General features: G+C 32.0%; 20 protein-coding genes and 1 riboswitch. Of the genes, 9 read left to right on the forward strand and 11 right to left on the reverse strand.

Going from position 1 to position 22,733, the window contains the following annotated elements:
* Position 1: 1 nt before the first annotated feature.
* Positions 2-1,516 carry a BCCT family transporter gene (locus WNY60_RS02380; protein WP_342861378.1) on the reverse strand — a complete coding sequence of 505 codons (1,515 nt, stop codon included), beginning with the start codon at positions 1,514-1,516 and terminating at the stop codon, positions 2-4.
* Positions 1,517-1,765: 249 nt separating this feature from the next.
* On the opposite strand from WNY60_RS02380, the gene WNY60_RS02385 reads away from it, so the two are divergent.
* Complete coding sequence (locus WNY60_RS02385; protein ID WP_342861379.1) at positions 1,766-2,662, forward strand: AraC family transcriptional regulator; 897 nt, start codon at positions 1,766-1,768, stop codon at positions 2,660-2,662.
* 7 nt (positions 2,663-2,669) lie between these two features.
* Here the strand turns inward: WNY60_RS02385 and WNY60_RS02390 are convergent, their stop codons facing one another.
* Both WNY60_RS02390 and WNY60_RS02395 read right to left on the reverse strand, forming a co-directional pair.
* Positions 2,670-3,425, reverse strand: coding sequence for an amino acid racemase (locus tag WNY60_RS02390; protein WP_342861380.1), 756 nt, complete (start codon positions 3,423-3,425; stop codon positions 2,670-2,672).
* Between the two features lie 106 nt (positions 3,426-3,531).
* Positions 3,532-5,856: a tail fiber domain-containing protein gene (locus WNY60_RS02395; protein ID WP_342861381.1), complete on the reverse strand. Its 2,325-nt coding sequence runs from the start codon at positions 5,854-5,856 to the stop codon at positions 3,532-3,534.
* A gap of 329 nt (positions 5,857-6,185) precedes the next feature.
* Here WNY60_RS02395 and WNY60_RS02400 point away from each other — a divergent pair, with 329 nt between their 5' ends.
* From WNY60_RS02400 to WNY60_RS02435, 8 genes are all read left to right on the forward strand, one after another.
* Positions 6,186-6,899 (forward strand): hypothetical protein, encoded by a 714-nt coding sequence (locus WNY60_RS02400; protein WP_342861382.1) that lies wholly within the window; start codon positions 6,186-6,188, stop codon positions 6,897-6,899.
* Positions 6,900-7,093: 194 nt separating this feature from the next.
* Positions 7,094-7,192, forward strand: a riboswitch (SAM-I-IV-variant riboswitch).
* A gap of 47 nt (positions 7,193-7,239) precedes the next feature.
* On the forward strand, positions 7,240-8,541 hold the full coding sequence (locus WNY60_RS02405) for a Na+/H+ antiporter NhaC family protein (protein WP_342861383.1): 1,302 nt from the start codon (positions 7,240-7,242) through the stop codon (positions 8,539-8,541).
* Between the two features lie 117 nt (positions 8,542-8,658).
* Complete coding sequence (locus tag WNY60_RS02410) at positions 8,659-9,243, forward strand: TetR/AcrR family transcriptional regulator (RefSeq protein ID WP_342861384.1); 585 nt, start codon at positions 8,659-8,661, stop codon at positions 9,241-9,243.
* Position 9,244: 1 nt separating this feature from the next.
* The gene (locus tag WNY60_RS02415; protein WP_342861385.1) at positions 9,245-9,910 is read left to right on the forward strand and encodes an NAD(P)H-binding protein; all 666 of its coding nucleotides are present in this window, start codon (positions 9,245-9,247) and stop codon (positions 9,908-9,910) included.
* Positions 9,911-9,926: 16 nt separating this feature from the next.
* Positions 9,927-10,559 (forward strand): NAD(P)H-dependent oxidoreductase, encoded by a 633-nt coding sequence (locus WNY60_RS02420; protein WP_145001680.1) that lies wholly within the window; start codon positions 9,927-9,929, stop codon positions 10,557-10,559.
* Between the two features lie 18 nt (positions 10,560-10,577).
* The gene (locus tag WNY60_RS02425; RefSeq protein ID WP_342861387.1) at positions 10,578-11,579 is read left to right on the forward strand and encodes an NADP-dependent oxidoreductase; all 1,002 of its coding nucleotides are present in this window, start codon (positions 10,578-10,580) and stop codon (positions 11,577-11,579) included.
* A 19-nt stretch (positions 11,580-11,598) separates the two neighbouring features.
* Positions 11,599-12,756: an iron-containing alcohol dehydrogenase gene (locus WNY60_RS02430; protein WP_145001678.1), complete on the forward strand. Its 1,158-nt coding sequence runs from the start codon at positions 11,599-11,601 to the stop codon at positions 12,754-12,756.
* A gap of 112 nt (positions 12,757-12,868) precedes the next feature.
* Positions 12,869-13,666, forward strand: coding sequence for a type 1 glutamine amidotransferase domain-containing protein (locus WNY60_RS02435; protein WP_342861388.1), 798 nt, complete (start codon positions 12,869-12,871; stop codon positions 13,664-13,666).
* Between the two features lie 194 nt (positions 13,667-13,860).
* On the opposite strand, the gene WNY60_RS02440 is transcribed toward WNY60_RS02435, so the two are convergent.
* The 8 genes from WNY60_RS02440 to WNY60_RS02475 form a co-directional block, all read right to left on the reverse strand.
* Positions 13,861-14,052, reverse strand: a complete 192-nt coding sequence (locus WNY60_RS02440; RefSeq protein ID WP_145001677.1) for a cold-shock protein — start codon at positions 14,050-14,052, stop codon at positions 13,861-13,863.
* A gap of 136 nt (positions 14,053-14,188) precedes the next feature.
* A complete protein-coding gene (locus WNY60_RS02445; protein ID WP_342861389.1) occupies positions 14,189-15,448 on the reverse strand; it encodes a DUF2130 domain-containing protein in 1,260 nt (419 codons plus the stop codon).
* 290 nt (positions 15,449-15,738) lie between these two features.
* Positions 15,739-17,136, reverse strand: coding sequence for an NAD-dependent succinate-semialdehyde dehydrogenase (locus WNY60_RS02450; RefSeq protein WP_342861390.1), 1,398 nt, complete (start codon positions 17,134-17,136; stop codon positions 15,739-15,741).
* 135 nt (positions 17,137-17,271) lie between these two features.
* Complete coding sequence (locus WNY60_RS02455; RefSeq protein ID WP_342861391.1) at positions 17,272-17,778, reverse strand: peroxiredoxin-like family protein; 507 nt, start codon at positions 17,776-17,778, stop codon at positions 17,272-17,274.
* 176 nt (positions 17,779-17,954) lie between these two features.
* On the reverse strand, positions 17,955-18,818 hold the full coding sequence (locus WNY60_RS02460; protein ID WP_342861393.1) for a YihY/virulence factor BrkB family protein: 864 nt from the start codon (positions 18,816-18,818) through the stop codon (positions 17,955-17,957).
* Positions 18,819-18,887: 69 nt separating this feature from the next.
* Entirely contained in the window at positions 18,888-19,319 is a 432-nt protein-coding gene (locus WNY60_RS02465; protein ID WP_342861394.1) for a PepSY-like domain-containing protein, read from the reverse strand.
* A gap of 3 nt (positions 19,320-19,322) precedes the next feature.
* The gene (locus tag WNY60_RS02470; RefSeq protein WP_339807724.1) at positions 19,323-19,646 is read right to left on the reverse strand and encodes a hypothetical protein; all 324 of its coding nucleotides are present in this window, start codon (positions 19,644-19,646) and stop codon (positions 19,323-19,325) included.
* A gap of 177 nt (positions 19,647-19,823) precedes the next feature.
* On the reverse strand, positions 19,824-22,649 hold the full coding sequence (locus WNY60_RS02475; RefSeq protein WP_342861395.1) for a pitrilysin family protein: 2,826 nt from the start codon (positions 22,647-22,649) through the stop codon (positions 19,824-19,826).
* Positions 22,650-22,733 lie beyond the last annotated feature (84 nt).

Here is a 22,733-nt window from a genome sequence, read left to right on the forward strand (position 1 = left end):
TTTAATGTTCTTTTAAATTTGCATTATTAGGTCTTTCTTTTCTTAAATCCTGTATAAAAAAGCCAAACATTATAATGATAAAAAATGAAAATGGTAAAGACGTTATAATTAATAATCGCTGCACAGCCTCCAAAACATTGACATTAGCCTTAATGTTACCTAGAAGAATGAGTGCGATAGTGGCTAATAGAATGAAAATAGACCAAATAACGCGATGTGCTTTGTTAGGATTTTTAGAACCTTTATCTGTAAACATGCTTAACACAAATACAGCAGAATCGACAGAAGTGATTAAAAAACTAATTAATAAAAATATAGAAGTTATGTTTAAAACGGTAGCAAAGGGATAATGTTCGAAGAATACAAAAATAGATGAGAATACATTTCCAAATTCGTTATTATATGTTCCCCAAGTTTCAATTAAATTGAATGCTGAAGTTCCAAAAACCGAAAACCAAAAGAAGGTTCCGATAGACGGAATAATTAAAACACCTAATAGCAATTGTCTAATTGTTCTTCCTTTAGAAATACGCGCAATAAAAATACCTGTAAAAGGTGCCCAAGCCAACCAAAATGCCCAGTAATAAAAGGTCCAACCGGTTAAAAACTCTAAACCAGGATTGTAATCTCCCAATGCTAAACTGATTGGAATAAAGTCTATAATGTAGTGATAAGTTGCAGTTACAAAGGAAACTAAAATCTCTTTGGTATTGCTAGTAAAAAAGATAAATAATAAAATTACTAGAGTGACTATAATATTTAATTTTGAAAATATTTTGATACCCTTATTTACACCTTGCCAAGCGGAATAACAAGCGATTGTTGATATTAAAACACATAGAATTATAGTTGTAGTTAACCCAAAATCAGCATTAAACACATGGTTTAATCCTCCATTAATTTGTGTAGTACCTAAACCAATTGCTGCTATTAGTCCAAAAATGGTAGTTATAATAGTGATAATATCTACGCTACTTTTTATAGGTTTATTTTTAATTTGATCTTCGATTGTGGCACTAATTCTTACTTTCTTTTTTTTAACATGCAAAGCATAACCAACAATAACTGCAAATAGTCCGTAAAATGCCCAAGCTGTAATTCCCCATTGATAAAACGTAAATTCCAGCGCAAGCGTTTCATTAGGTAAATTAGACTTAAAAGGTGGGTTTTGTTGCATAAAAACAGGCTCTTGTACAGCTCTTAATAAAATACCAGATCCCATTCCTGCACTATATAACATAGCAATCCAAGACCAAAGTGAGTACTCCGGTTTAGCGTTTGGTTTACCAAGTTTTATTTTTCCGTATTTAGAAAAAGCAACCAATAACAATGCTAAAACACAACCAAAACCTAAGTATAAATAGAAATATCCAAAATAATTTCTAACCCATAATGAAGCAGTTTCAATTGCATGATAACTTGCTTCGGTAGCAAAAAACACCATTAAAGTGCAAATAAAAATGATACCTACAGAAATAGATAAAATAGAATGTTTTTTAATGTATTTAAAAATCAAATTGGATGTGTTTATGTAAAAATAGTGATTAGAATTTAAATCCTAATCCCTATTAATTAATATATAACTGTATGGTTTTCTAATTTACCGTTTCTGTCATTTCACTTAAAATAAACTAGTCAAACAAACCCTTTTAATGTATCTTAATTGGATATTAATGTATAAATAAAGGTTATGAGTATGAAAAATCAGGTTGTTATTTCTTTTTTATATAAATTTGTTTGAATATTTTAAATAAAACACGAGATAATGCAAGTATTAGAAGCATATAAACCTTTTGAAATACAAGAAATAGAATTAACAGAATGGAAACAGCGTCCTGTTAAAAACAACTTTTTTGAATTGGTTTTAATTAAAGAAGGTGAAGGTACACAATGTATAAATTACAACGATTACACTTATACTAAAAATAGCATGTTTTTGCTACCACCATTAAAATGTCACTCTTTTACTATTGAAAAACCGACGCGTTTTGTGTTTTTAAAATTTACAGATTCGTTTTTTAAGAATGTGAATAGGATTACAATTGATAGAAACGAATGGTTTAAAGAAGCTGCTTATATACTCTCTAATTATAACCAATTACCAGGAGATATTATTAAGAATGAAATGGATAGAGACCATTTAAACAGCCTAGTAACTATGATTTTACAAGAATCTAGAAATTATGGCGAAGAATCTGTTAACCTAGTAACTAGTTTAATGACGAGTGTTTTAGAGTTGTTAATTCGAAATATTAAAAAAGGAAGTTATTTTGAAGTTCCAAAAAATAATTCGGATGATAGAATAACAAAAATGCTAACTTATATTAATGAAAACATTGATAAAACCGAATTGCTTAAAGTTGAAAATTTAGCTGATGTTTTTATGATGTCTGCGACTTATGTAAGTGAATATTTTAAGAAACAAGTAAATATGTCTCTTCGAGAATATATTATTAAAGCGAAGCTGAAACTTGTAGAAATTCGATTGCTAAATTCCGATTTTACATTAACACAAATTGCTGACGAGCTTGGTTTTACAGACGTAAGTCATTTATCTAAAACGTTTAAGCGTTATGCTGGGACTTCTATACGTGAGTTTAAAAATAATGGTGAGTATATGTTGTTAAAACGTGGAAGTTGTGCACCAACTATTAGAGCTTAACGAGTAATTAAGCTATTAATTCCATTTTTTTAGATTCGCGTATTAAAGCAGCAGCCAAAACGGTTGTTGCATCAATAATTAAGCTGTCTTCAATTTTTTGGTATTGGATTGCTAACGGAATTTCGGTACACCCTAAAATAACAGCTTGTGCGCCTTTTCTAGACAAATAGGTCGCTGCCATACTCAGGTTTTCTTTCGCCTTTTCGTTTACCGGATTTGAAAATGCTTTAATTCCGTAAGATGTATCGTATATGGAAGGATGTACAAATAAATCCTGAATATCTTCGGAAGGTTGAATGACTTCGATATTGTATTTTGCTAGAACTTCAGGATAGACTTTTGCTAAAATAGTTCCTGTAGTTCCTAAAACACCAACTTTAGTAATTTCTGGATGTTTTGTAGAAATATATAGCCCAACTTCTTCTATTAAATTAACCAAAACACAAGATTCTGGTATACTTTTTTCAATTAAGCTTAAAATCGGTTTAGCGTGAGCTGTATTGCACGGAATAGCAATAATAGACGATCCACTAGCGATTAAAGACGATATAATTTCTGCTATAGCAATACCAGGATTTATTTCAGTTTCACCTAAAAGATACTTAGTTCTATCAATAATTTTATGAGGCACAGAAAGCATTGAAACTGGTAAATGGTCTTGATCCGACGTTGCTTCTGTTAAATCGTATACCTTTTTAATTAAGTCAATACCAGCGTAACTACCTACACCACCAACTATACCAATCATTTTGTTTGTCATCATAAGTTCTTCCTATAAATTATAAAAGAATAAGATGCCAAATTAAAGGCGATTAATTGGTTTTTAATCTTAATGTTTTACTAATCTTTTTGAGAAAATTTAGAAGCTATTATTTTTTATTTAACAATAACTTTTTAAGCTCTTTAAGTTCGTTTTCAAAAGCTAATTGCTTCTGTTTTAAGGCTTCGTTTTCTGCTTTTAATTGTTCAATTTCTGTAGATTGCTCTTGTATAGCTTTAACTATTGGCGAAAACAAATCGTTATATCTTACGCTTAGCATGCCTTCGCTGTCTTCTGTAATAATACCATTTGTTTTTGAAGTACTTTTATTTAAAGCTTCCTTTAATTCTTGAGCGATAAATCCGTATTCTAATTTATGATTTTCATCATTGTTTCTAAAATATGAAACGGGACGTAATGTGTTAATAAAATCTAGACCTAAATCAGAATCTTCAATAGTATTTTTCCAACGTTTATCCGATGTTATTGTCCAAGCTACTTGTACGCCAGCGTATGTTATTGCAGTATTACCTATACGTACTTGGTTACTAAGATCTGTATTTGGAACAACAGCATTATAACCAATAGCTATATTATTATCACCAATTCCACTGCCACTTGCCGAATTATTCGCATTGAATCCTATTCCGATATTATAATCACCTGTAGTATTATCGGTAAGAGAGTTATAACCTAATGCAACATTTCTATTTCCTTCTGTATTTGAAGGAAATGCATTATACCCAACAGCTGTATTATATATACCTAAAGTATTAGAATTTGATGAAGAACCACCTAAAGAGGTGTTAAAACCACCTAATGTATTAGAATTCAAGGAATTAACACCTAATCCAACATTGTAATTACCTTCAGTATTTGCTGACATAGAACCAAAGCCTAACCCTGTATTATAATTACCCGTAGTATTGTTAAGTAATGCGTTTACACCACTAGCTATATTACCGGATCCTTCAGTGTTGTAAAGTAATGAATTTACACCACTAGCTATATTATGTTGTCCAATTGTATTATTATGAAGTGCATTAGTACCCAAACCTGTGTTACTACTTGCTATATTTTTATTTAGTGCACCACTACCAATTGCAGTATTATTTCCTCCAAGAATATTTTCATACAGCGAACTTGATCCTACAGCTGTATTACCAGCTCCAGTTTCATTTTTAAATAAAGAATTTGAGCCTGTTGCCGTATTTCTACCTCCTTCTGTATTAGCATTTAAAGAATTATAACCGTTTGCAGTATTAAAACTAGCGGTCGTATTAGCAACTAAAGCATTTACTCCTGTAGCTACATTATAATGACCATTATTAGTTGCCAATGCTCTTCCTCCTACAGCTACATTGCTACTTCCTGTAGTATTTAATAATAATGCATCCTTACCTATGGCTGTATTATTACTTGCAGTATTGTCTTTAAGCGAATTTGCGCCTAAAGCAGTATTATTAAACCCAGTAACATTAGCATATAAAGCATTTGAACCAACAGCTGTGTTTTCATTAGCTGCAGTATTAGAATACAAAGCATTAGTTCCAACCGCTGTATTGTAATCACCTGTGGTATTAAAAGTTAAAGATTCAGATCCACTAGCTGTGTTATGGGTTCCTGTTGTATTATCAAACAATGAAAAAAGCCCACTAGCAGTATTATTAGTTCCGGTTGTATTTTTAGTAAGTGACTGCATACCTATTGCAGTATTATTTCCTCCTGTAGTGTTTTGATTCAACGTTAATGAACCAACAGCCGTATTATTAGCACCTGAAGTATTATTTACTAGAGAACTAGACCCAATAGCTGTATTAGAACTCGCAGTATTTGCAATAAGCGTATTAAAACCTACTGCGGTATTACTACCTCCACTTAGGTTATCTCTTAAAGCGTTTTGTCCAACAGCTGTATTTTGTCCTCCAGATGTATTAGAAGACATCGCATTTACACCAAAACTTGCATTATCTGTACCTGTTGTTGCAAGTGGTAAACTGTTAACACCAAATGAAGTATTATTAGAATTTAGCAAACCTGCTTGTATGTTGTTTCGTTTAAAAACCAAATCTTGGTTATCTGTTGTACCTATAAAGTTAACGGTATCATCGATTCCTGCATTACCAATAGTAGACCAAGCACTATTTACAGTTTTAGTTGTAGCTAGTTTTGACCATTCTGTTCCATCCCAATAGAAATAGCCAGGAGTTATACTAGAAACTGTTGCAGTATTATATATTAACAAACTAATACTTGGTGAAGTTATTGTAGAAACATCTGAAGTTGATGTTAAGGCAATTCTAGGTATTAATAGACCTTTATCTGTACTTGTTACATCTAATATTGATGAAGGATCTGGTGTTGTAGTGTTTATACCAACCTGTCCGAAAGAAATTAGGGTACAGAAAAGCATTAAAAAGGTTAAGATTTTCATTATTAGTGATAATTATTTAAGAGCGCGAATTTAAACGTTAAAATTTACAATACAACGATTATCTATTTTAAAGCTTGTATTTTACAATATAATTAACAATTAAAATATAAATTTAAGTTTAAATGAAATTGATACGAATGAATATAGTATAGCTCAAACCCATAACATTGACTTGCATACTTTGATTGCCATTATTTTTGAAAGTAATTGACATCAAAAATATAACAAACTCTAAAATTATTTAATTTTAGACTGATTATAAATAAACTTAACATGTATATGCTGATTAACATTTAAGTATATTTGTGTGTAATCTATTACATTTTGTAATGTTTAAAATTAAATCTTCCTTTTTTGATATCCTTTTTTTTATTGCTGTAATAGCAGCATTGATTATGAGTGTCTCACTTACGTCTAGAAAAGATTTAATTTATATCTCTCCTATAGTTATCCTAATATTAATTTTTAAATATTTAAGTATAACTAAAAAGAAAGCCGATCCTAAATTTTTACTAGCTTTATTAGCTTTTTTCATTCTTAATATAATAAGTTTTTACGATTATAATGAATATTTTAATGCTATAAGCCTATTAACTTCAGGATACCTTATACTTTTTACCTTGATTTTGAAAAAGTATTTAATAAAAAGTAAATTAAAATCTTTTCTATCATTATCTGTTATACTTGGCGTTTTTTTAGTTGGATATGTTATTTATGCAGTGGTAGATTTATTGATTGATCAAATACCGAATTATAACATAATATTCATGTTTATTTGTGCGTTGTGCTTATTTATTTATGCGATCACTTTTGCTATGATATATATTAGTGATAATTACGCTACTGGTACTATTTTGTTAGCCTCAGGTGTTGCCACAATTTTCAACCTTGGCTTATCTCCAATCAATGAATATTTTCTGTATAACGAAATTTTCACCTTTTTAATATTGTTTTGTCATTATTTGTCGCTTTATCTTTTTATGACCTTTATTTTGAAAACTAAAGTTGTCAAAGACAATGACATCTCTAGTAAATATTTCTAATTGCAATAGTCTGTTTTTAAAACTGTTATGTAATTCTATTTAACTAATCGCTTCATGTAATCGGACGTGTAAAAACAGTAGTTTTTAATCAGGTATTCAACATAATTTATCGCTTATATTTTTACAAATTTTTACAAATTTTAACGTATTTTAATATTTTGGTATGGCTTTATGCTATACATTTGCCGACTTAAATAAATTATCAAGAATCTCAATAAAAGGAGATAGCAACCTGCAATAACAAGCAAGGTGCTAAATAGATAAGCCAAGTAATTGGAACAAATGTTAAATCATATGTCTTTTATTTGCTGCTATTTCCTTTTAAAAATGAAAAGGAAACATGGCAAATTCAAAAACAATTACTCCAAAATTTTCAGCATTAATACCATTATTCGTATTTGTATTTACGTTTTTAGGTGTTGGAATTTATCAAAACGATTTTTACGCATTACCAGCTCCAATTGCTGTTATAGTAGGTATAATTGTGGCATTTTTAATGTTTAAACAATCCATAACCTCTAAAATAAATACGCTGCTTAAAGGTTGTGGTGATGATAAAATATTAACCATGTGCCTCATCTATTTATTGGCTGGTGCATTTGCAACTATAACCAAGGCTACTGGAAGTGTAGACGCTATTGTAAATCTTGGACTGGATTATATTGCTATACAATACATCTATTTTGGCGTGTTTATAATAGCAGGTTTTTTATCTGTATCTACAGGTACATCTGTTGGTGCAATAGTTGCATTAGCTCCAATTGTTATTGGTTTTGCAGATAAAAGCAATGTAGATTTAGGGATATTATGTGGTGCATTACTAGGTGGTAGTATGTTTGGAGATAATCTTTCCGTAATATCAGACACAACTATTGCAGCAACACAGTCATTAGGCTGTAAAATGAGTGACAAGTTTAAGCAAAATATTAAAATCGCTTTGCCTGCAGCTTTAATCACTATAGGTATTTTAATTATACAAGGTTTTGGATTAAAAGCTGTGCCGACAGATGCTGTAAGCTACACCTACTCCATTATAAAAATCACGCCTTATCTATTGGTTATCCTACTATCTATTATTGGTATAAATGTATTTGTAACATTGTTATTAGGCGTTATTGCTGGTGGACTTTTAGGAATTATTTATGGAGATTTCACATTAATAGAGTCTACTAAAATCGCATACAACGGTTTCACCAGTATGACTGAAATCTTTTTGTTATCTCTATTAACAGGTGGATTAGCTGCTTTAGTGGAAAAAAATGGAGGGATAAACTATATTCTTAGTAAAATTAAAAATTTAATTCAAAGTAAACGCTCTGCACAACTAGGTATCGCAGCATTGGTGGGTACAATTAATATGGCAATTGCTAATAATACAGTTTCTATTATAATAGCTGGTCCAATCGCAAAAACAATCAACGATCAATATCAGTTGGACAACAAAAAAACAGCTTCTATTTTAGATATTTTTGCATGTATTATTCAAGGAATCTTACCTTATGGTGCACAAGTCTTAATGATACTAAGTTTTGCAAATGGTAAAATTGATTATCTAGATTTAGTTGCAAACACATGGTATTTAGCACTATTGTTCATTTACACTATCATTTATATTAGCTTTAAGCCTTTACGTTTACGCTAGTGTTCACTATAATTTAATCTTATGGTTTTGTAATAAAATCATCATAAATTAAATCTTTGTTAAAAAAAAGAATGAACATTCATTTTTGTATATCTTTGCATCAGAATTAGAACAAAAATGGCAAAACTTCAAAAAAGTATAGATAAACGTAACGCATTGGTAAAGGCGACAATCGAGTTGGTTAACAACAACGGTTTTCATGCGACACCAATGAGTAAAATAGCAAAAATGGCTAACGTCTCACCTGCTACAATCTATTTGTATTTTGAAAATAAACAAGATTTAGTAAATAAGACTTACGTCGAAGTTAAAGCAGACTACACAAAATATGCTTTTGAAACTTATAAAGAAGATATGCCTATTGAAGCTGGCTTTAAACTAATCTGGAACCGTATTGCAGATTTTAAATTAAAAGAAAGTGAAAACGCTATGTTTTTGGCACAATGTGATAACACACCAATGATTGACGAGATAAGCAGACAAGAAGGTATAAAACACTTGCAACCACTGCTGGACCTATGGGAACGCGGAAGACAAGAAGGTATTATAAAACCTTTATCTGATTATTTATTGTACGCCTATGCTATAAACCCATTATCGTTTTTAATGATTACACAAAAACGTGGTGTTTTTCAATTAGATAAAGCCCATTTAGAAGAAGCCTATCAATCTGCTTGGAGCAGCATAAAAGTTTGTAAATAAAATGAAAAAAACAGCAATTATATTAGGTGCAACAGGTTTAACTGGAGGTCTTTTACTTCAAAAATTAATTGAAGACAAAGAGTACTCCAGCATAAAATTGTTTTCACGATCTAAAATAGAAGGCTTACCTAGTAAGGTAACTCAATACATTGGAGATCTATTAAAACTAGAAGATTTTAAAGACGATTTTACTGCACATCAAGTGTTTTGTTGCATTGGTACAACTAAAAGTAAAACACCAGATAAATCACTTTACAAAAAAATAGATTACGGGATTCCGGTTTCTGCTGCAAAGCTCGCTAAAGCTAATGGCATAGATACATTTGTAGTTATATCTGCAATGGGTGCCAATGCAAAAAGCAACATATTTTACAATAAAACTAAAGGCGAAATGGAGCAAGATGTCCTAAATCAAGACATCAACCGAACCTTTATTTTAAGACCTTCATTAATTGGAGGCCAACGTGAAGAAAGACGTACGCTTGAAAAAATAGGAATCTCAATTTTTGAAGCATTAAAACCGCTATTTATAGGTTCCTTAAAAAAATATAAAATTATTGAACCAGAAACTATTGCTCAAGCTATGTTAAACCTAGCTAATAGCACCAATCATGCTAATACTATAATAGCATCAGATGCCATTCAACGCATTACTAAAAACAACTAAAACAAACATTAAATATATGGAATTATTAGATAAATTAAATTGGAGATACGCAGCTAAAGCCATGAATGGCGAAAAAGTAGCAGAAGATAAAATAGAACGTATTTTAGAGGCTGCACGCTTGGCTCCCACGTCTTCAGGATTACAACCTTTTGAAATATTTGTGGTAAAAAACCAAGATATTAAAGAGCAAATTAAACCAATTGCTTGGAATCAATCTGTAATTACAGACTGTTCTCACCTGTTAGTTTTTGCTGCTTGGGACCATTATACGCCAGAGCGTATTAATTATATGTTTGATTTAACCAATGACATTCGTGGTTTTAAAAACGAAGGTTGGGAAAATTACCGACAAATGTTATTAGGTATGTATCCTCAAAAAGATCCAGAAGAAAACTTTATTCACGCATCAAAACAAGCTTACATAGCTTTTACAGAGGCTTTAACTGCTGCAGCTTTTGAAGGTGTGGATGCAACGCCTTTAGAGGGTTTTGAGCCAGATGCTGTAGACAAAATTTTAGGATTACGCGAAAAAGGATTACGTAGTGCTGTATTATTACCAATTGGTTACAGAAAAGAAGATGAAGATTGGTTAGTAAATCTTGTTAAGGTTAGAAGACCTATGGATGAGATTGTAACCGTTATTGAATAGTATAAAACTTAAATGAAAATGAATATGAAAACGATAGTATTAAAAATCAGACCTGAAGGACAACCTACACTTTCTAATTTTGAATTTGTAGAAGAAGACAAAACATTAACCATAGCTGATGGAGAGATTTTATTAGAAGCAGCTTATGTTTCTGTAGATCCTTATTTAAGAGGACGAATGAATGATGCAAAATCTTACGTTCCACCTTTTAAATTAAATGAGCCTGTACATTCTGGTGTTGTTGCCAAAGTTTTAGAATCTAAAAGCGATAAATTCCAAGTTGGAGATTACGTTTCTGGCATGCTAAATTGGTCAACACAACAAGTGTCTAATGGTGAAGGTTTAAATAAAGTAGATCCGGAAAAAGCACCTTTAAGTAGCTATTTAGGTATTTTAGGTATGACAGGTTTAACTGCTTATTTAGGATTAACCGAAATAGGAAAGCCTAAAGCAGGCGAAACCATAGTAGTCTCAGGAGCTGCAGGTGCTGTTGGTAGTGTTGTTGGACAAATAGCTAAAATATTAGGCTTACGCGTTATTGGAATTGCTGGTACAGATGAAAAAATCGAAATGCTAAAAAGTAAATTCGGTTTTGATGAAGGTATCAATTACAACACCACAAAAGACATGAAATCTGCAATTGCAGAAGCTGCGCCAAACGGAGTTGATGTGTATTTTGATAATGTTGGAGGACCAATTTCGGATGCTGTAATGTTTAGTATTAATCAATTCGCGAGAATCATTATTTGTGGTGCCATTTCGGTATATAATAATACTGAATTGCCTACAGGATTAAGCGTACAACCGTTTTTAGTTAAAAACAGTGCGTTAATGCAAGGTTTTATAGTAAGTAATTATGCCGAAAAGTTCCCAGAAGCCATTCAAAGATTATCAGGTTGGTTATCTGAAAACAAATTAACCTATACCGAAACTATCGTTGATGGTTTCGATAATATTCCTCAAGCTTTTATCGATTTATTTGAAGGTAAAAACAAAGGGAAAATGATAGTAAAAATATAATAACCAAAAGAAAAAGAAGATGAACAATTTTGAATTTAAAAACCCAACCAAAATTATTTTTGGAAAGGATACAATAGAACAATTAAAAAATGAAATTCCTGCAGATGCAAAAGTATTATTACTTTATGGTGGAGGAAGTATTAAGAAAAACGGAATTTACGATCAAGTAAAAACCGCTCTAGCAGACGTTAATGTTACTGAGTTTGGAGGTATTCCTGCAAATCCAGAATACGCAACATTAATGGACGCTTTAAAGGTTATTAAAGATCAAGACATTACGTATTTACTAGCAGTTGGTGGTGGATCAGTAATTGACGGAACTAAATTTTTATCTGCAGCTGCTGTTTACGATGGTGATACACCTTGGGATATCTTAACTAAAAATGTTAGAACTGAAAAAGGAATGCCTTTTGGAACTGTGTTAACATTACCAGCAACAGGATCCGAAATGAATTCTGGAGCAGTAATTACTCGTGAAGAAACTAAAGAAAAATTAGCAATGGGAGGACCTGGTTTATTTCCAGTGTTTTCAATATTAGATCCACAAGTAATAACGTCTATTCCAGAACGTCAATTAGCAAATGGTTTAACAGATGCTTTCACACACGTTTTAGAACAGTATATGACATATCCAATTGGAGCTTTATTACAAGATCGTTTTGCAGAAAGTATACTACAAACATTAGTAGAGGTAGCTCCAACAGTATTAAAAGATCCTACAAATTACCAAGCAGCCTCTAACTTTATGTGGAGTTGCACTATGGCATTAAACGGACTTATTCAAAAAGGAGTACCTGGAGATTGGGCAATCCACATGATGGGTCACGAGTTAACAGCTTTATTCGGAATTGATCACGCACGTACCTTAGCTGTAATTGCACCAAGTCATTACAAATATAATTTTGAAGCTAAAAAAGAAAAATTAGCACAATATGGAGAACGTGTTTGGAATATTACTGAAGGTAGTACAGACGATAAAGCCTATGAAGCTATTGCTAAAACCGAAGCATTTTTCCATGAGTTAGGTATTGATACTAAATTATCTGACTATACTAAAGATTATGAAGGTACTGCTGAAGAAGTTGCTAAACGTTTTAAAGCTAGAGGTTGGAAATTAGGCGAACGTCAAGCTTTAATGCCTGAAGATGCAGAAAAAATTGTAAAAATGGCATACTAAACATATTATCATTTTTGGGTGTAGTTAAAGTGCTATAACAGCAAAAATTCTAAGGTTTTTAACTGCACTCAAACTGATATTATTATTATTAAATATACTCAGTAGTATTAAAATGAATTTAATAAAAACATTAGCCTTAACGCTAACCATTGTTACAGCAACTAGCTGTAAAGATAAAACAACTTCTGAAAGCGTTTTAGAAGTAAAAACAGAAACTAAAAAAGAAAAAACTATGAACGTATTATTTGTATTAACATCTCACGATAAATTAGGAGATACAGGGAAAAAAACAGGATTTTGGGTTGAAGAATTCGCAAATCCATATTACACATTACTAGACAAAGGTGCTAAAATTACTATTGCCACTCCAAATGGAGGTGCAGCTCCAATAGATCCAAGTAGTGACTCACCAGATGCTGCTACTGCAGATACTGAGCGTTACAACAAAGACGAAGCAACACAAGCATTAATTGCTAATACACATAAAATATCAGACATGAATGCTGACGATTTTGATGCTGTATTTTATCCAGGTGGTCATGGACCATTATGGGATTTAGCAAACGATATAACGTCAATCGCTTTAATCGAAAAATTTAATACTCAAGATAAGCCTGTAGCATTTGTATGCCACGCTCCTGCTGCATTAAAAAATGTAAAAGGAACAGATGGAGAACCATTAGTTAAAGGTAAAAAAGTAACAGGATTTACAAATACAGAAGAAGATGCTGTTGGCTTAACACAGGTTGTTCCATTTTTAGTGGAAGACATGTTAAGTAAAAATGGTGGAATCTACTCTAAAAAAGAAGATTGGACAGCTTACGCTATTCAAGATGGTAATTTAATTACTGGACAAAACCCAGCATCATCTGAGTTAGTTGCAGAAAAATTATTAGAAAGCTTAAAATAAGCTTCGCTTTATATATTAATAAAAAAGGTTGTCCATTTGGACAACCTTTTTTTGTTTGTAATTTTATGCCAAAATAAATATCCTAGATGTCTAAACCTTTTCAGTCCCTAGTTTTAATAGATCTTAAATTTTGCGCATAAAAAAAGGCTGCCTTTTTAGGCAACCTTTTTCTTGAATTGTACTGAATATATATCTTAGATAACTTTTACGTTAACTGCGTTTAATCCTTTGTTTCCTTCTTGTAAGTCAAATTCAACCTCATCACCTTCTCTAATCTCATCGATTAATCCAGAAATGTGTACAAAATGATCTTTGTCTACTCCTTCTTCAGTAATAAAACCAAATCCTTTTGTGTCGTTGAAAAACTTTACTGTACCTCTACTCATTGTAATGTAATTTATTTATTAATACTTAATATTATGCAAGTATAGTGCCATTAATTAGATAATGAGTTATAATTCTCATTTATTATTTGATTTTCAGTGAAATAAAATTTAATATTTATGTAAAAAAACGAAATAATTAATCGTCATCTTCATCAAAACCAGGCAATTCCAATGCTTTTACCGATTGTATAGCATTTCCAGCAATTCCTTTAATAGAGCCATACATATCTATGGTATTAGTCACCACTTTCTCGATTTGCTTCTCTCTTTGCTTCCAAATACGTTGCATCGATCGTTTTTCACTCTCTAAATCAGACTTCATTTGTGTAAAACCTTCCACAATTGCTTCAATTTGCATTCTAAAGGTGTTACTAGTTAAGTAATCATATAGTAAATCCATTTTATCACCTTTGTTTTCTTGTGTGATAATAGCGTTATTAACTTGTAAAATTCCTTCTCTTAACACAGCACACAACCCTTTAAACTCGTCGTAATTACAAATCCAAATACCATCCTTTAAACCCATTCGGTCCATATCTGATGGCATGACCTCAGTCACTAACACACCAATATTGACTCCACGATCTCTAATGTCTGCTTTAAATTTTTCTATCCAGCTAGGCTGAAAATCTTTTGTACGTTTACTCTCGTAGTAAATAGTACCGCAGTTTTGTTCTGTTCTAGTATGTACAATTTGGATACAATCTCCACCTCTGGCACCTTTTTTAATTTCCTCGATAGTATCTAACGGAAACTGAGCTGCTAACCACTCCTCTATTGCTAACTCTTGCACTTCACCTTGTAGTTGCATAGAGCCTTGCTCCTGCTTACGTTTCATTTCTTCGGTTAGCTTTTTCTGGTCTTCCAATTGCTTTTGCATTTCTTTAAAACGCAATTCGTTTTTGTCTTCCTCAGATTTTTTAATCTTCTCTTTTTCAGCCACTAGAATTTCGTTAAGCTTTTTTTGTGCTTCCGCCTCAGCAGCTTCTTTAAGTTCGCTTTTTTCTCTTTTAAGCTTTTCAATTTCAGCTTTAGAGCGGTTTAACTCTTTAACTTGTTCAGACTTTTCATTTAACTCTTTTTGTAAAGCTGCAAACTGGTCAGATTGCTCTTCCTTTAACTTAAGCTTTAACTTCGCTTCAATTTCTTTTTTATCTTCTTTAAGCTGATTTTCTAAACGTTCTTGAAATAACACATTCTCGCGCTTTTTCTTTTGTTCAAAATCTAACTTCTCTTGTTTTAATTGCTCTTGCTGACTCTCGTATCGTTTCTTCTCCGCAGCAATTTGCGACTGATACTTTTGTTTTATTTCCTCTTCTAATTGATGTGATAAAATATCTTGAACATCTATGGAAGTCCCACAATTAGGACATTTTATTTGATTTTCGTTTTTCATTTTAATTCAATTTTTCTCTTAAAATAGAACTATAAAGAGATTTTTTTCTACTTATAAACCACTAAAAAAGACTATAATTATGATACAATAATTACAGTTGTTTAGAAAAATTAAAACTACAAAATACATAGGGATTTAAACAAAAAGGATTGAATTAAATTTTAAACTAATTGTTTCTAATTTTTAAATGAGAGTGATTCATGCTATCTTAAATTACACTATAAAACAAAAAAAAGACCAAGCTTTTCAACTTGATCTTTGATATACAATAGCTGTAACGCTATTATAATTTATTTGCTATTATTCAACATTATAGATTTAGAATTTACAAACTCTCTGATACCAAATCCACCATGTTCTCGTCCATAACCAGAGTCTTTAATTCCTCCAAATGGCATGTTTGGATGTGCTAATCCATAAGAGTTAATGTTTATCATTCCTGTATCAAAATGGTCTTTTGCTAATTGGATGGCTTTGTCTTCATCTTTACTAAAAATTCCGCCTCCAAGTCCAAAACGACTGTCGTTAGCTATTCGCATAGCATCTTCGTTATCTTTTGCTTTAATTAGTGAAGCAACAGGTCCAAATAGCTCGTCACTATATGCTGGTTGTCCTGGTTTTACGTCACCTAAAACGGTTGAAGGATAATAATATCCTGTAACCTCAGGTATTGTACCACCACATAATATGGTTGCTCCATTAGAAACACTGTCTTCTACTTGTTGGTGAATTTTGTCCCTTAAATCTTTTCTAGCCATAGGTCCTAATTTTGAGTCTTTGTCCATAGGATCGCCAAAATTAATGTCTTTCATTCCTTTAACAAACGCATCTTTAAACTGCTCGTACACTTTGTCTACTACCACAAAACGTTTTGCTGCTACACAAGTTTCTCCGTTGTTATACGTACGTCCTTGTATGCTTGTTTGTACTGCTAAATCAATATCTGCATCGTCTAATACTAAATAAGCATCATTACTACCCAACTCCAAGACTGTCTTTTTTAATGCTTTAGCTGCTTTTTGTGCTACGTACTCACCAGCTTTGGAGCTTCCTGTTAGCGTAACACCTCTAACTGCTTTATGTTCGATAATTTTATCAGATGTTTCGTGATCTATAATTAATACCGTAAAAAGATTTTTAGGTAATCCTGCTTTTTCAAAAACGTCTTTAAGCTTTAATGCAGATCCTGTTACGTTTTTAGCATGTTTTAATAACACTCCGTTTCCTGCCATTAAATTTACTATCGCATAACGAATGGCTTGGTATAATGGAAAATTCCATGGTTGAATACCATAAATAACGCCTAAAGGTGCTTGTTGGATGATTCCTTTTCCTCCATTTTCCATGGTACGTACTTCGTCTTGTAGTTGTTTGATACCTTCAGTTGCTGTGTATTCGCAAATTCCAGCACAAAGCTCGATCTCGTCATGACTTTGGCTAACTAATTTACCCATTTCTTGAGTCATTAATTCGGCATACTCGTCCTTTACATCCATTAATGCTTTACCAACTGCTTTTATAATGGTTGCGCGCTCTTCTAACGGTTTTAGTTTCCACTCTAAAAAAGCTTCATGACAATTGTCCACAGCTTTAATGGCTTGGTCTTCTGTCATGTAATCGTATTGTTTTATTGTTTTTTCTGTTGCTGGATTTATAGTTGTAAATCCTTTATCTGTGGTATTACTCATGTAAATTTATATTTAAGTTAGTGATACGCTTAGCAATGTCCAAGTCGGACTTTAATATGAATAAGCGTGTTTTGAAATGCCTTTAATGAAAGGCTAATCGTGTTGTAGGATCAAATTTTGTTTAATCCTAAGGTTTTAGGCTTCTCCTCTAGCAGGATAATCCGCTTTTAAAATGTAGTCAATACCACCTAAGACATCGTTAAAACTTGGTCTCCCAAATGGCATGGATTGGATAGATTCCCAATACACGGTTTGATCTGGTGTAATTAAAAATAATCCAGGCTCTGTAAATAATTCTGGTTCTTCTTTAATTCCTGAAGAAATAAATAATCCCCATTTTCTAGCTTCGTCAATTGAAAAATCGTAGCCTAACGGAATATTTGAAATGTCCCATTCTTTATGTGTTGCTTTTGCGACGTCTTCTGTATCAGAACTGATGGCAATAACATTTACGCCTCTATCTGTAAATTTATCTAACTTTTTTTGAAGTTCTTCTAACTGACTTTTACAAACAGGACAATGTTTACCTCTATAAAATAATACTAAAGTGAAATTTTCTGGCGACTGATCGCTTAATTTCCATGTTGTATTGTTTACTAATTTGATTTGTAATTCTGGTGCTTTTTCTCTTGGTTTAATCACAGCTTTTTATGTTTTATAATTAATCAAAAACGTGTTGCTATTTGTATAGCGTTTTATAATTAATTGGTTTGAATTTGTTTTAAACAAAGGTCAGAAAAAAGGTAGCTTTACCTGTTACACAATTATTGTTGTCCTTTACAATATTGACACATGAGATAAATATTAAATACCTAATATTAATCCCTAATAAAAGTATTAGCATAGGTTTTTGTAAAATGTGCTCCATACAATAGTATCAAGCTAGTATAAGACACCCAAAGCATGATTAATATTATAGAACCTGCTGCTCCATAAGTGGATCCTGGTTGCATGGTATTAAAATATATAGCTAATAGATATTTACCTAATAAGAAAAGTAGCGTGGTTAACAATGCACCTACCCTAACCGACTTCCATGAAATGGTTGCAGATGGTAAAAACTTAAACATAGCAGCAAATAATACATATATAAATCCAATAGAAATTACAAAATCAAAAGCAAACAAGTATTCCACGACATTATCCGGAAGAAAGCGTTGTAATTGATTGCTAAACGTACTTAATAATGAAGTTAGTAAAAAACTAGTTAGCAGTAAGAAACCAATAATTAATATAAAACCAAAGCTTTTTAAACGACTAATAAGGGTTGCTATAAATCCATTGGCATAATCCGCTTCATTATCCCAAATTTTGTCAAAAGCAGCTTGAAGCTGAAAAAAGACTCCTGTTGCACCATATAATAAGGTTGCTATACCAACGACTGTTGTAAACAATGATGTGGTTTCATTACCACGACCAACTATCATTAATCGAATGGTTTCGGCAGTGTCAGGACCTATGGCTTTAGCGATTTCATCTAACAATTCACCTTGTACGATATCACGTCCCCAAACAGATCCTACTAAATTTAATATAATTATAATTAAAGCTGGTAAGGATAAAATGGCGTAATACGCAACGATTGCGCTACGTTGGAAGGGTTCGCTTTTATACCAAGACTTAGCTGTGGTAAACAACAGTTTTGGTAAACTTGAAAGATTAAATGTTATTGTGGTTGTCATGATGGTATATGGTTATAAAACTACAAAAGCCCAACATGGTTAGTTGGGCTTTATTAACTAAAGGCAATACTAATTTATGATTGTTCCGTTTGCTCTAAACTCGACATCCTTATTTTTACCTTTTTGCTTAAACTCTACGTCATAGAATTCGCCTTTTGACGCACTATCAACATGCTCTACTTCGTTAATATCTTCACTACCATATTCGTTTTTAATAATGTCTCTTATAGCTTTAGGCAAGTCGTCTATTTTAATGCTAGATTCGGTTTCAATCCAATTTCCGCTAGGACTAAAATCTGCTCTATATTTTTCGCCATTTTGTTTAAATTGAGCTTCATAGTTTCCGTTAGCATCAACTTCCCAATCTGGATTATTTTCGTTTGGATACTTAGCTTCAAATGCTTGTTTAACAACCTCTGGAGTTTGTCCTTTAACTGTGTTTTGACAACTAAACGCGATAAGTGCGATTAGGGCAAATTTTATGTTTTTAAATGCTTTCATAATTTATTGATTTATTAGGTTAATAGATACGACTTCAATTTCGCTGTAGATGTTATCCTCTGTACTTTGTTTTACAGTTAAATTAAAGGCTTTACCAACGTGTTTATTGGCTTCTAGATTATAATTATTTAAGGTTTTACTTGCGTTAATATCTTCAATAATAATTGTGTTATCTTTTATATCTGTGAAGTAAAAAATTCTTCCATCATAGCCATCATAAACGACTTGTTTTGTAATACCTCTATCATCCATAGTGTTAACAGCATTAGAGTTTACTACTATTGTGGAAGCAAAAAATAGACTGAATAATATGCTTATTAGCTTCATAATTTTAGTGTTTAATGGGTTACTAATTGTTATACTACAAAGATGGATATAAACACTACTAAATCCATTATACAATTATCTTAGACCTTTACAATATTTACATATACAGTAATTGTAAAGCATAAAAAAAAGCACAATGATTACATTGTGCTTTTAAGAACTATATATAGTGAGTGGTTATATTTTGTTTCCGTATATATCTAATTGCACCACAGGTTTACCTAATTTTTTAACTTCCTCAAATTGAGTAGCTTTGTCACCAACTACTAGATATACCATTTCAGACTCGTTTAAATATTGGTCTATAATTGCTTGGTAGTTTTCCAGATTCATAGATAATAATTCGTCTTGATCTGTGTCTAAAAAATTGTCGTCTTTATTGTATTTACTAATACGTCTTAAAATACCTAATTGTGCACCTAAACTTTCATAAGCTCTAGTATTACCTTTAAGAATTTTGTTTTTGGTTAACTCGACTTCAGTGTCTGTGAAGCTTTGTTTATAGTCTTTAACCATGTTTTTAATGATTTCTAGAGACTTTAAAGTTGCATTGGCACGAACACTTGATCTAATAGCAAAAGGACTAACAGCTTCACGATTTGTAATACCAGAATACGCACCATAAGTATAACCCTTACCTATCCTTAGGGTTTGAAATAAGCGACCACTTGATCCACCACCTAAGATTTCGTTTGCAAAATCAAGATTGTTAGCGTTTTCGTCTTTTCCAGATAACGCTAATTTACCAATATATAATACCGATTGTTTAGCATCAGGTACGTCTATAAAATATAGTGTTCCGCCTGTATTAGTTGATTGAACCGCTAATGTTGGTACATTTATAGTCTCTCCTTCCCATGCTTTTAAAGGACTTAAAGCAGCTATGGTTTGCGTTTTGTTAATCGCTCCAGCAATATGGAATGATGCCTTTTTAGGAGATAAATTTTTATAATAAGTTTTTAAATCCTCCATTGTAATGTCCTTGGTACTTTGTAAGGTTCCAGAACTATTAATTCCAAAACGGTTATCCTTACCATACATTAATTGGTCAAATACATTAGATGCAATTGCATTTGGGTTAGCTTCGCTACCCTTTAAACTGGTTTCTAATGCTTGTTTTAATCTACTAAACTCACTAGCATCCCAACGAGGTTCTAAAATAATCTCTTTAACTAGTTTTAAAGTTTCGTCTAAATTTTTAGTTAAACACGATCCCGTAATATGAAAATCCTCATTTGCACTATACATATTAATATTAGCACCTAATAAACCAATAGCCTCTTCTAAATCTGCAGCAGTTTTTGTTTTTGTCCCTTGCATCATCAAATCGCTAAATAAATTAGACACACCTTCTTTTCCTTTTGGATCTAATAATTGTCCACCAGGAATTGTAATATCAAACTGCACTAAAGGTACTTCGTTATTTTCTATACCATATAAAGCCATTCCGTTTTCTAACTCACCTTTCCAAATTGCAGGTGCTTTAAATACCGGAAGTTTACCAAAATCAGGTTCGCTTCTATCAAATTTACTAGGTGTTTTCTCGTAAACCGCTTCTTCACCTTGACTCACCTCTTCGTTAGCGACGTCTTGTTTAACCTCTTCAATCCAAACCGTTGCTTCTTTACTTTCAGCTACAGCTAAATCTAATTGCCCTTTAGGTACAACGCTAGTCATTACAGCATGTTTACCTTTTAAGTAAGTATTGTATACACGCATAATATCTGCTTCTGTAACAGCATTAGTTAATTTGGCACGTTCTGTAATAAAACTAGGATCACCATTAAACTCGTTATCCTGAACTAATTGAAATGCTTTATTTAACACAGTACTTACACCTTGATATAAATCTGTTTCTAATTGAGCTTTAATGCGTTTTAAATCTGCCGAATTAACTCCTGTAGTTTCAAAGCGTTTTAAACCATCGTCAATAGCAGACTTAACTTGATCTAAATCTGTTCCTGCATTAGCACGTACTCTAAAAACAAACTCGCCTGCTAATTCACTACTATTTTGGTAAGTGCCAACGTTAGGTGCTAATTTTTGTTCTTGAACAATCACATTATATAAAGGTGATTTTTTGCTTCCGCTAAGTAATTGACCTAAAATATCCAAAGCATAAGTGTCTTCATGATAGTTTTTAACTGTAGGATACACTAGTCTTATTTCTGGTAGTTTAGCAAAATTGTCTTCAAAGTATAACGACTTAGTTTCGTTTAATACAACAGGTTCAAAGTTTTGCTCTTCAACTTCTGGTCCACTTGGTATTTCACCAAACCATTGTTCTACTAATTTTTTAGTTTCGGCAACATCAATATCTCCAGCAATAACTAAAGATGCATTTTTTGCACCATAATATTGTTGGTAAAAGGCTTTAACATCATCGATAGTTGCTGCTTGTAAATCTGGTAAGGCACCAATAACTGTCCAACTGTAAGGATGTCCTTCAGGATATAGGTTTTTTCTAATAATTTCATCTGTATAACCATAAGCTGCATTATCAACACGTTGGCGTTTTTCGTTTTTAACCACTTGCTTTTCGCGCTCTAAAGCAGCTTCTGTCACAGTGTTAATCATATAACCAAAACGATCTGAATCAATCCACATGATTTTTTCAAAGGCGTCTTTTGGAACAACTTCATAATACACAGTATAATCATTAGAAGTTCCACCATTACGACTTCCTCCCCATTCTGGTATCATTTTACGATTGGCTCCAACAGGAACATTCTCTGAGTCGTTAAAAGACATATGTTCAAAAAAGTGAGCAAATCCTGTTTTTCCTGGTTTTTCTCGGTTAGAACCTACATGCATTAAGGTAGCAACAGCTACAATTGGGTCAGAATGGTCTTCATGAAGGATTACTTCCAAACCATTTTTTAAAGTGAATTTTTCATAATTGATTTTAAAATCTTCGGTTTTTGTAGTTTCAGTGGTACCTGAATCTTTGCAAGAGATTACTGTTAAGGACATTAGCAGTAAAGCAATTTTAATTGTACGCATTATTTAAAGTTTTTTTGATTGTGGTTTAAAGATAATCAATAATTTTTTGTCTTAAATTTTTAATAAATTAAATGGAAATGAAAT

Origin of the sequence: Olleya sp. AS48 (genome assembly GCF_038900355.1) — a bacterium.
Taxonomy (GTDB): domain Bacteria; phylum Bacteroidota; class Bacteroidia; order Flavobacteriales; family Flavobacteriaceae; genus Olleya.

Excerpts from the sequence above, each read along its gene's own strand:
- WNY60_RS02385 (WP_342861379.1), top strand. The coding sequence starts at position 1,766 with ATGCAAGTATTAGAAGCATATAAACCTTTTGAAATACAAGAAATAGAA.
- WNY60_RS02390 (WP_342861380.1), bottom strand. The coding sequence starts at position 3,425 with ATGATGACAAACAAAATGATTGGTATAGTTGGTGGTGTAGGTAGTTAC.
- WNY60_RS02395 (WP_342861381.1), bottom strand. The coding sequence starts at position 5,856 with ATGAAAATCTTAACCTTTTTAATGCTTTTCTGTACCCTAATTTCTTTC.
- WNY60_RS02400 (WP_342861382.1), top strand. The coding sequence starts at position 6,186 with ATGTTTAAAATTAAATCTTCCTTTTTTGATATCCTTTTTTTTATTGCT.
- WNY60_RS02405 (WP_342861383.1), top strand. The coding sequence starts at position 7,240 with ATGGCAAATTCAAAAACAATTACTCCAAAATTTTCAGCATTAATACCA.
- WNY60_RS02410 (WP_342861384.1), top strand. The coding sequence starts at position 8,659 with ATGGCAAAACTTCAAAAAAGTATAGATAAACGTAACGCATTGGTAAAG.
- WNY60_RS02415 (WP_342861385.1), top strand. The coding sequence starts at position 9,245 with ATGAAAAAAACAGCAATTATATTAGGTGCAACAGGTTTAACTGGAGGT.
- WNY60_RS02420 (WP_145001680.1), top strand. The coding sequence starts at position 9,927 with ATGGAATTATTAGATAAATTAAATTGGAGATACGCAGCTAAAGCCATG.
- WNY60_RS02425 (WP_342861387.1), top strand. The coding sequence starts at position 10,578 with ATGAATATGAAAACGATAGTATTAAAAATCAGACCTGAAGGACAACCT.
- WNY60_RS02430 (WP_145001678.1), top strand. The coding sequence starts at position 11,599 with ATGAACAATTTTGAATTTAAAAACCCAACCAAAATTATTTTTGGAAAG.
- WNY60_RS02435 (WP_342861388.1), top strand. The coding sequence starts at position 12,869 with ATGAATTTAATAAAAACATTAGCCTTAACGCTAACCATTGTTACAGCA.
- WNY60_RS02440 (WP_145001677.1), bottom strand. The coding sequence starts at position 14,052 with ATGAGTAGAGGTACAGTAAAGTTTTTCAACGACACAAAAGGATTTGGT.
- WNY60_RS02445 (WP_342861389.1), bottom strand. The coding sequence starts at position 15,448 with ATGAAAAACGAAAATCAAATAAAATGTCCTAATTGTGGGACTTCCATA.
- WNY60_RS02450 (WP_342861390.1), bottom strand. The coding sequence starts at position 17,136 with ATGAGTAATACCACAGATAAAGGATTTACAACTATAAATCCAGCAACA.
- WNY60_RS02460 (WP_342861393.1), bottom strand. The coding sequence starts at position 18,818 with ATGACAACCACAATAACATTTAATCTTTCAAGTTTACCAAAACTGTTG.
- WNY60_RS02465 (WP_342861394.1), bottom strand. The coding sequence starts at position 19,319 with ATGAAAGCATTTAAAAACATAAAATTTGCCCTAATCGCACTTATCGCG.
- WNY60_RS02470 (WP_339807724.1), bottom strand. The coding sequence starts at position 19,646 with ATGAAGCTAATAAGCATATTATTCAGTCTATTTTTTGCTTCCACAATA.
- WNY60_RS02475 (WP_342861395.1), bottom strand. The coding sequence starts at position 22,649 with ATGCGTACAATTAAAATTGCTTTACTGCTAATGTCCTTAACAGTAATC.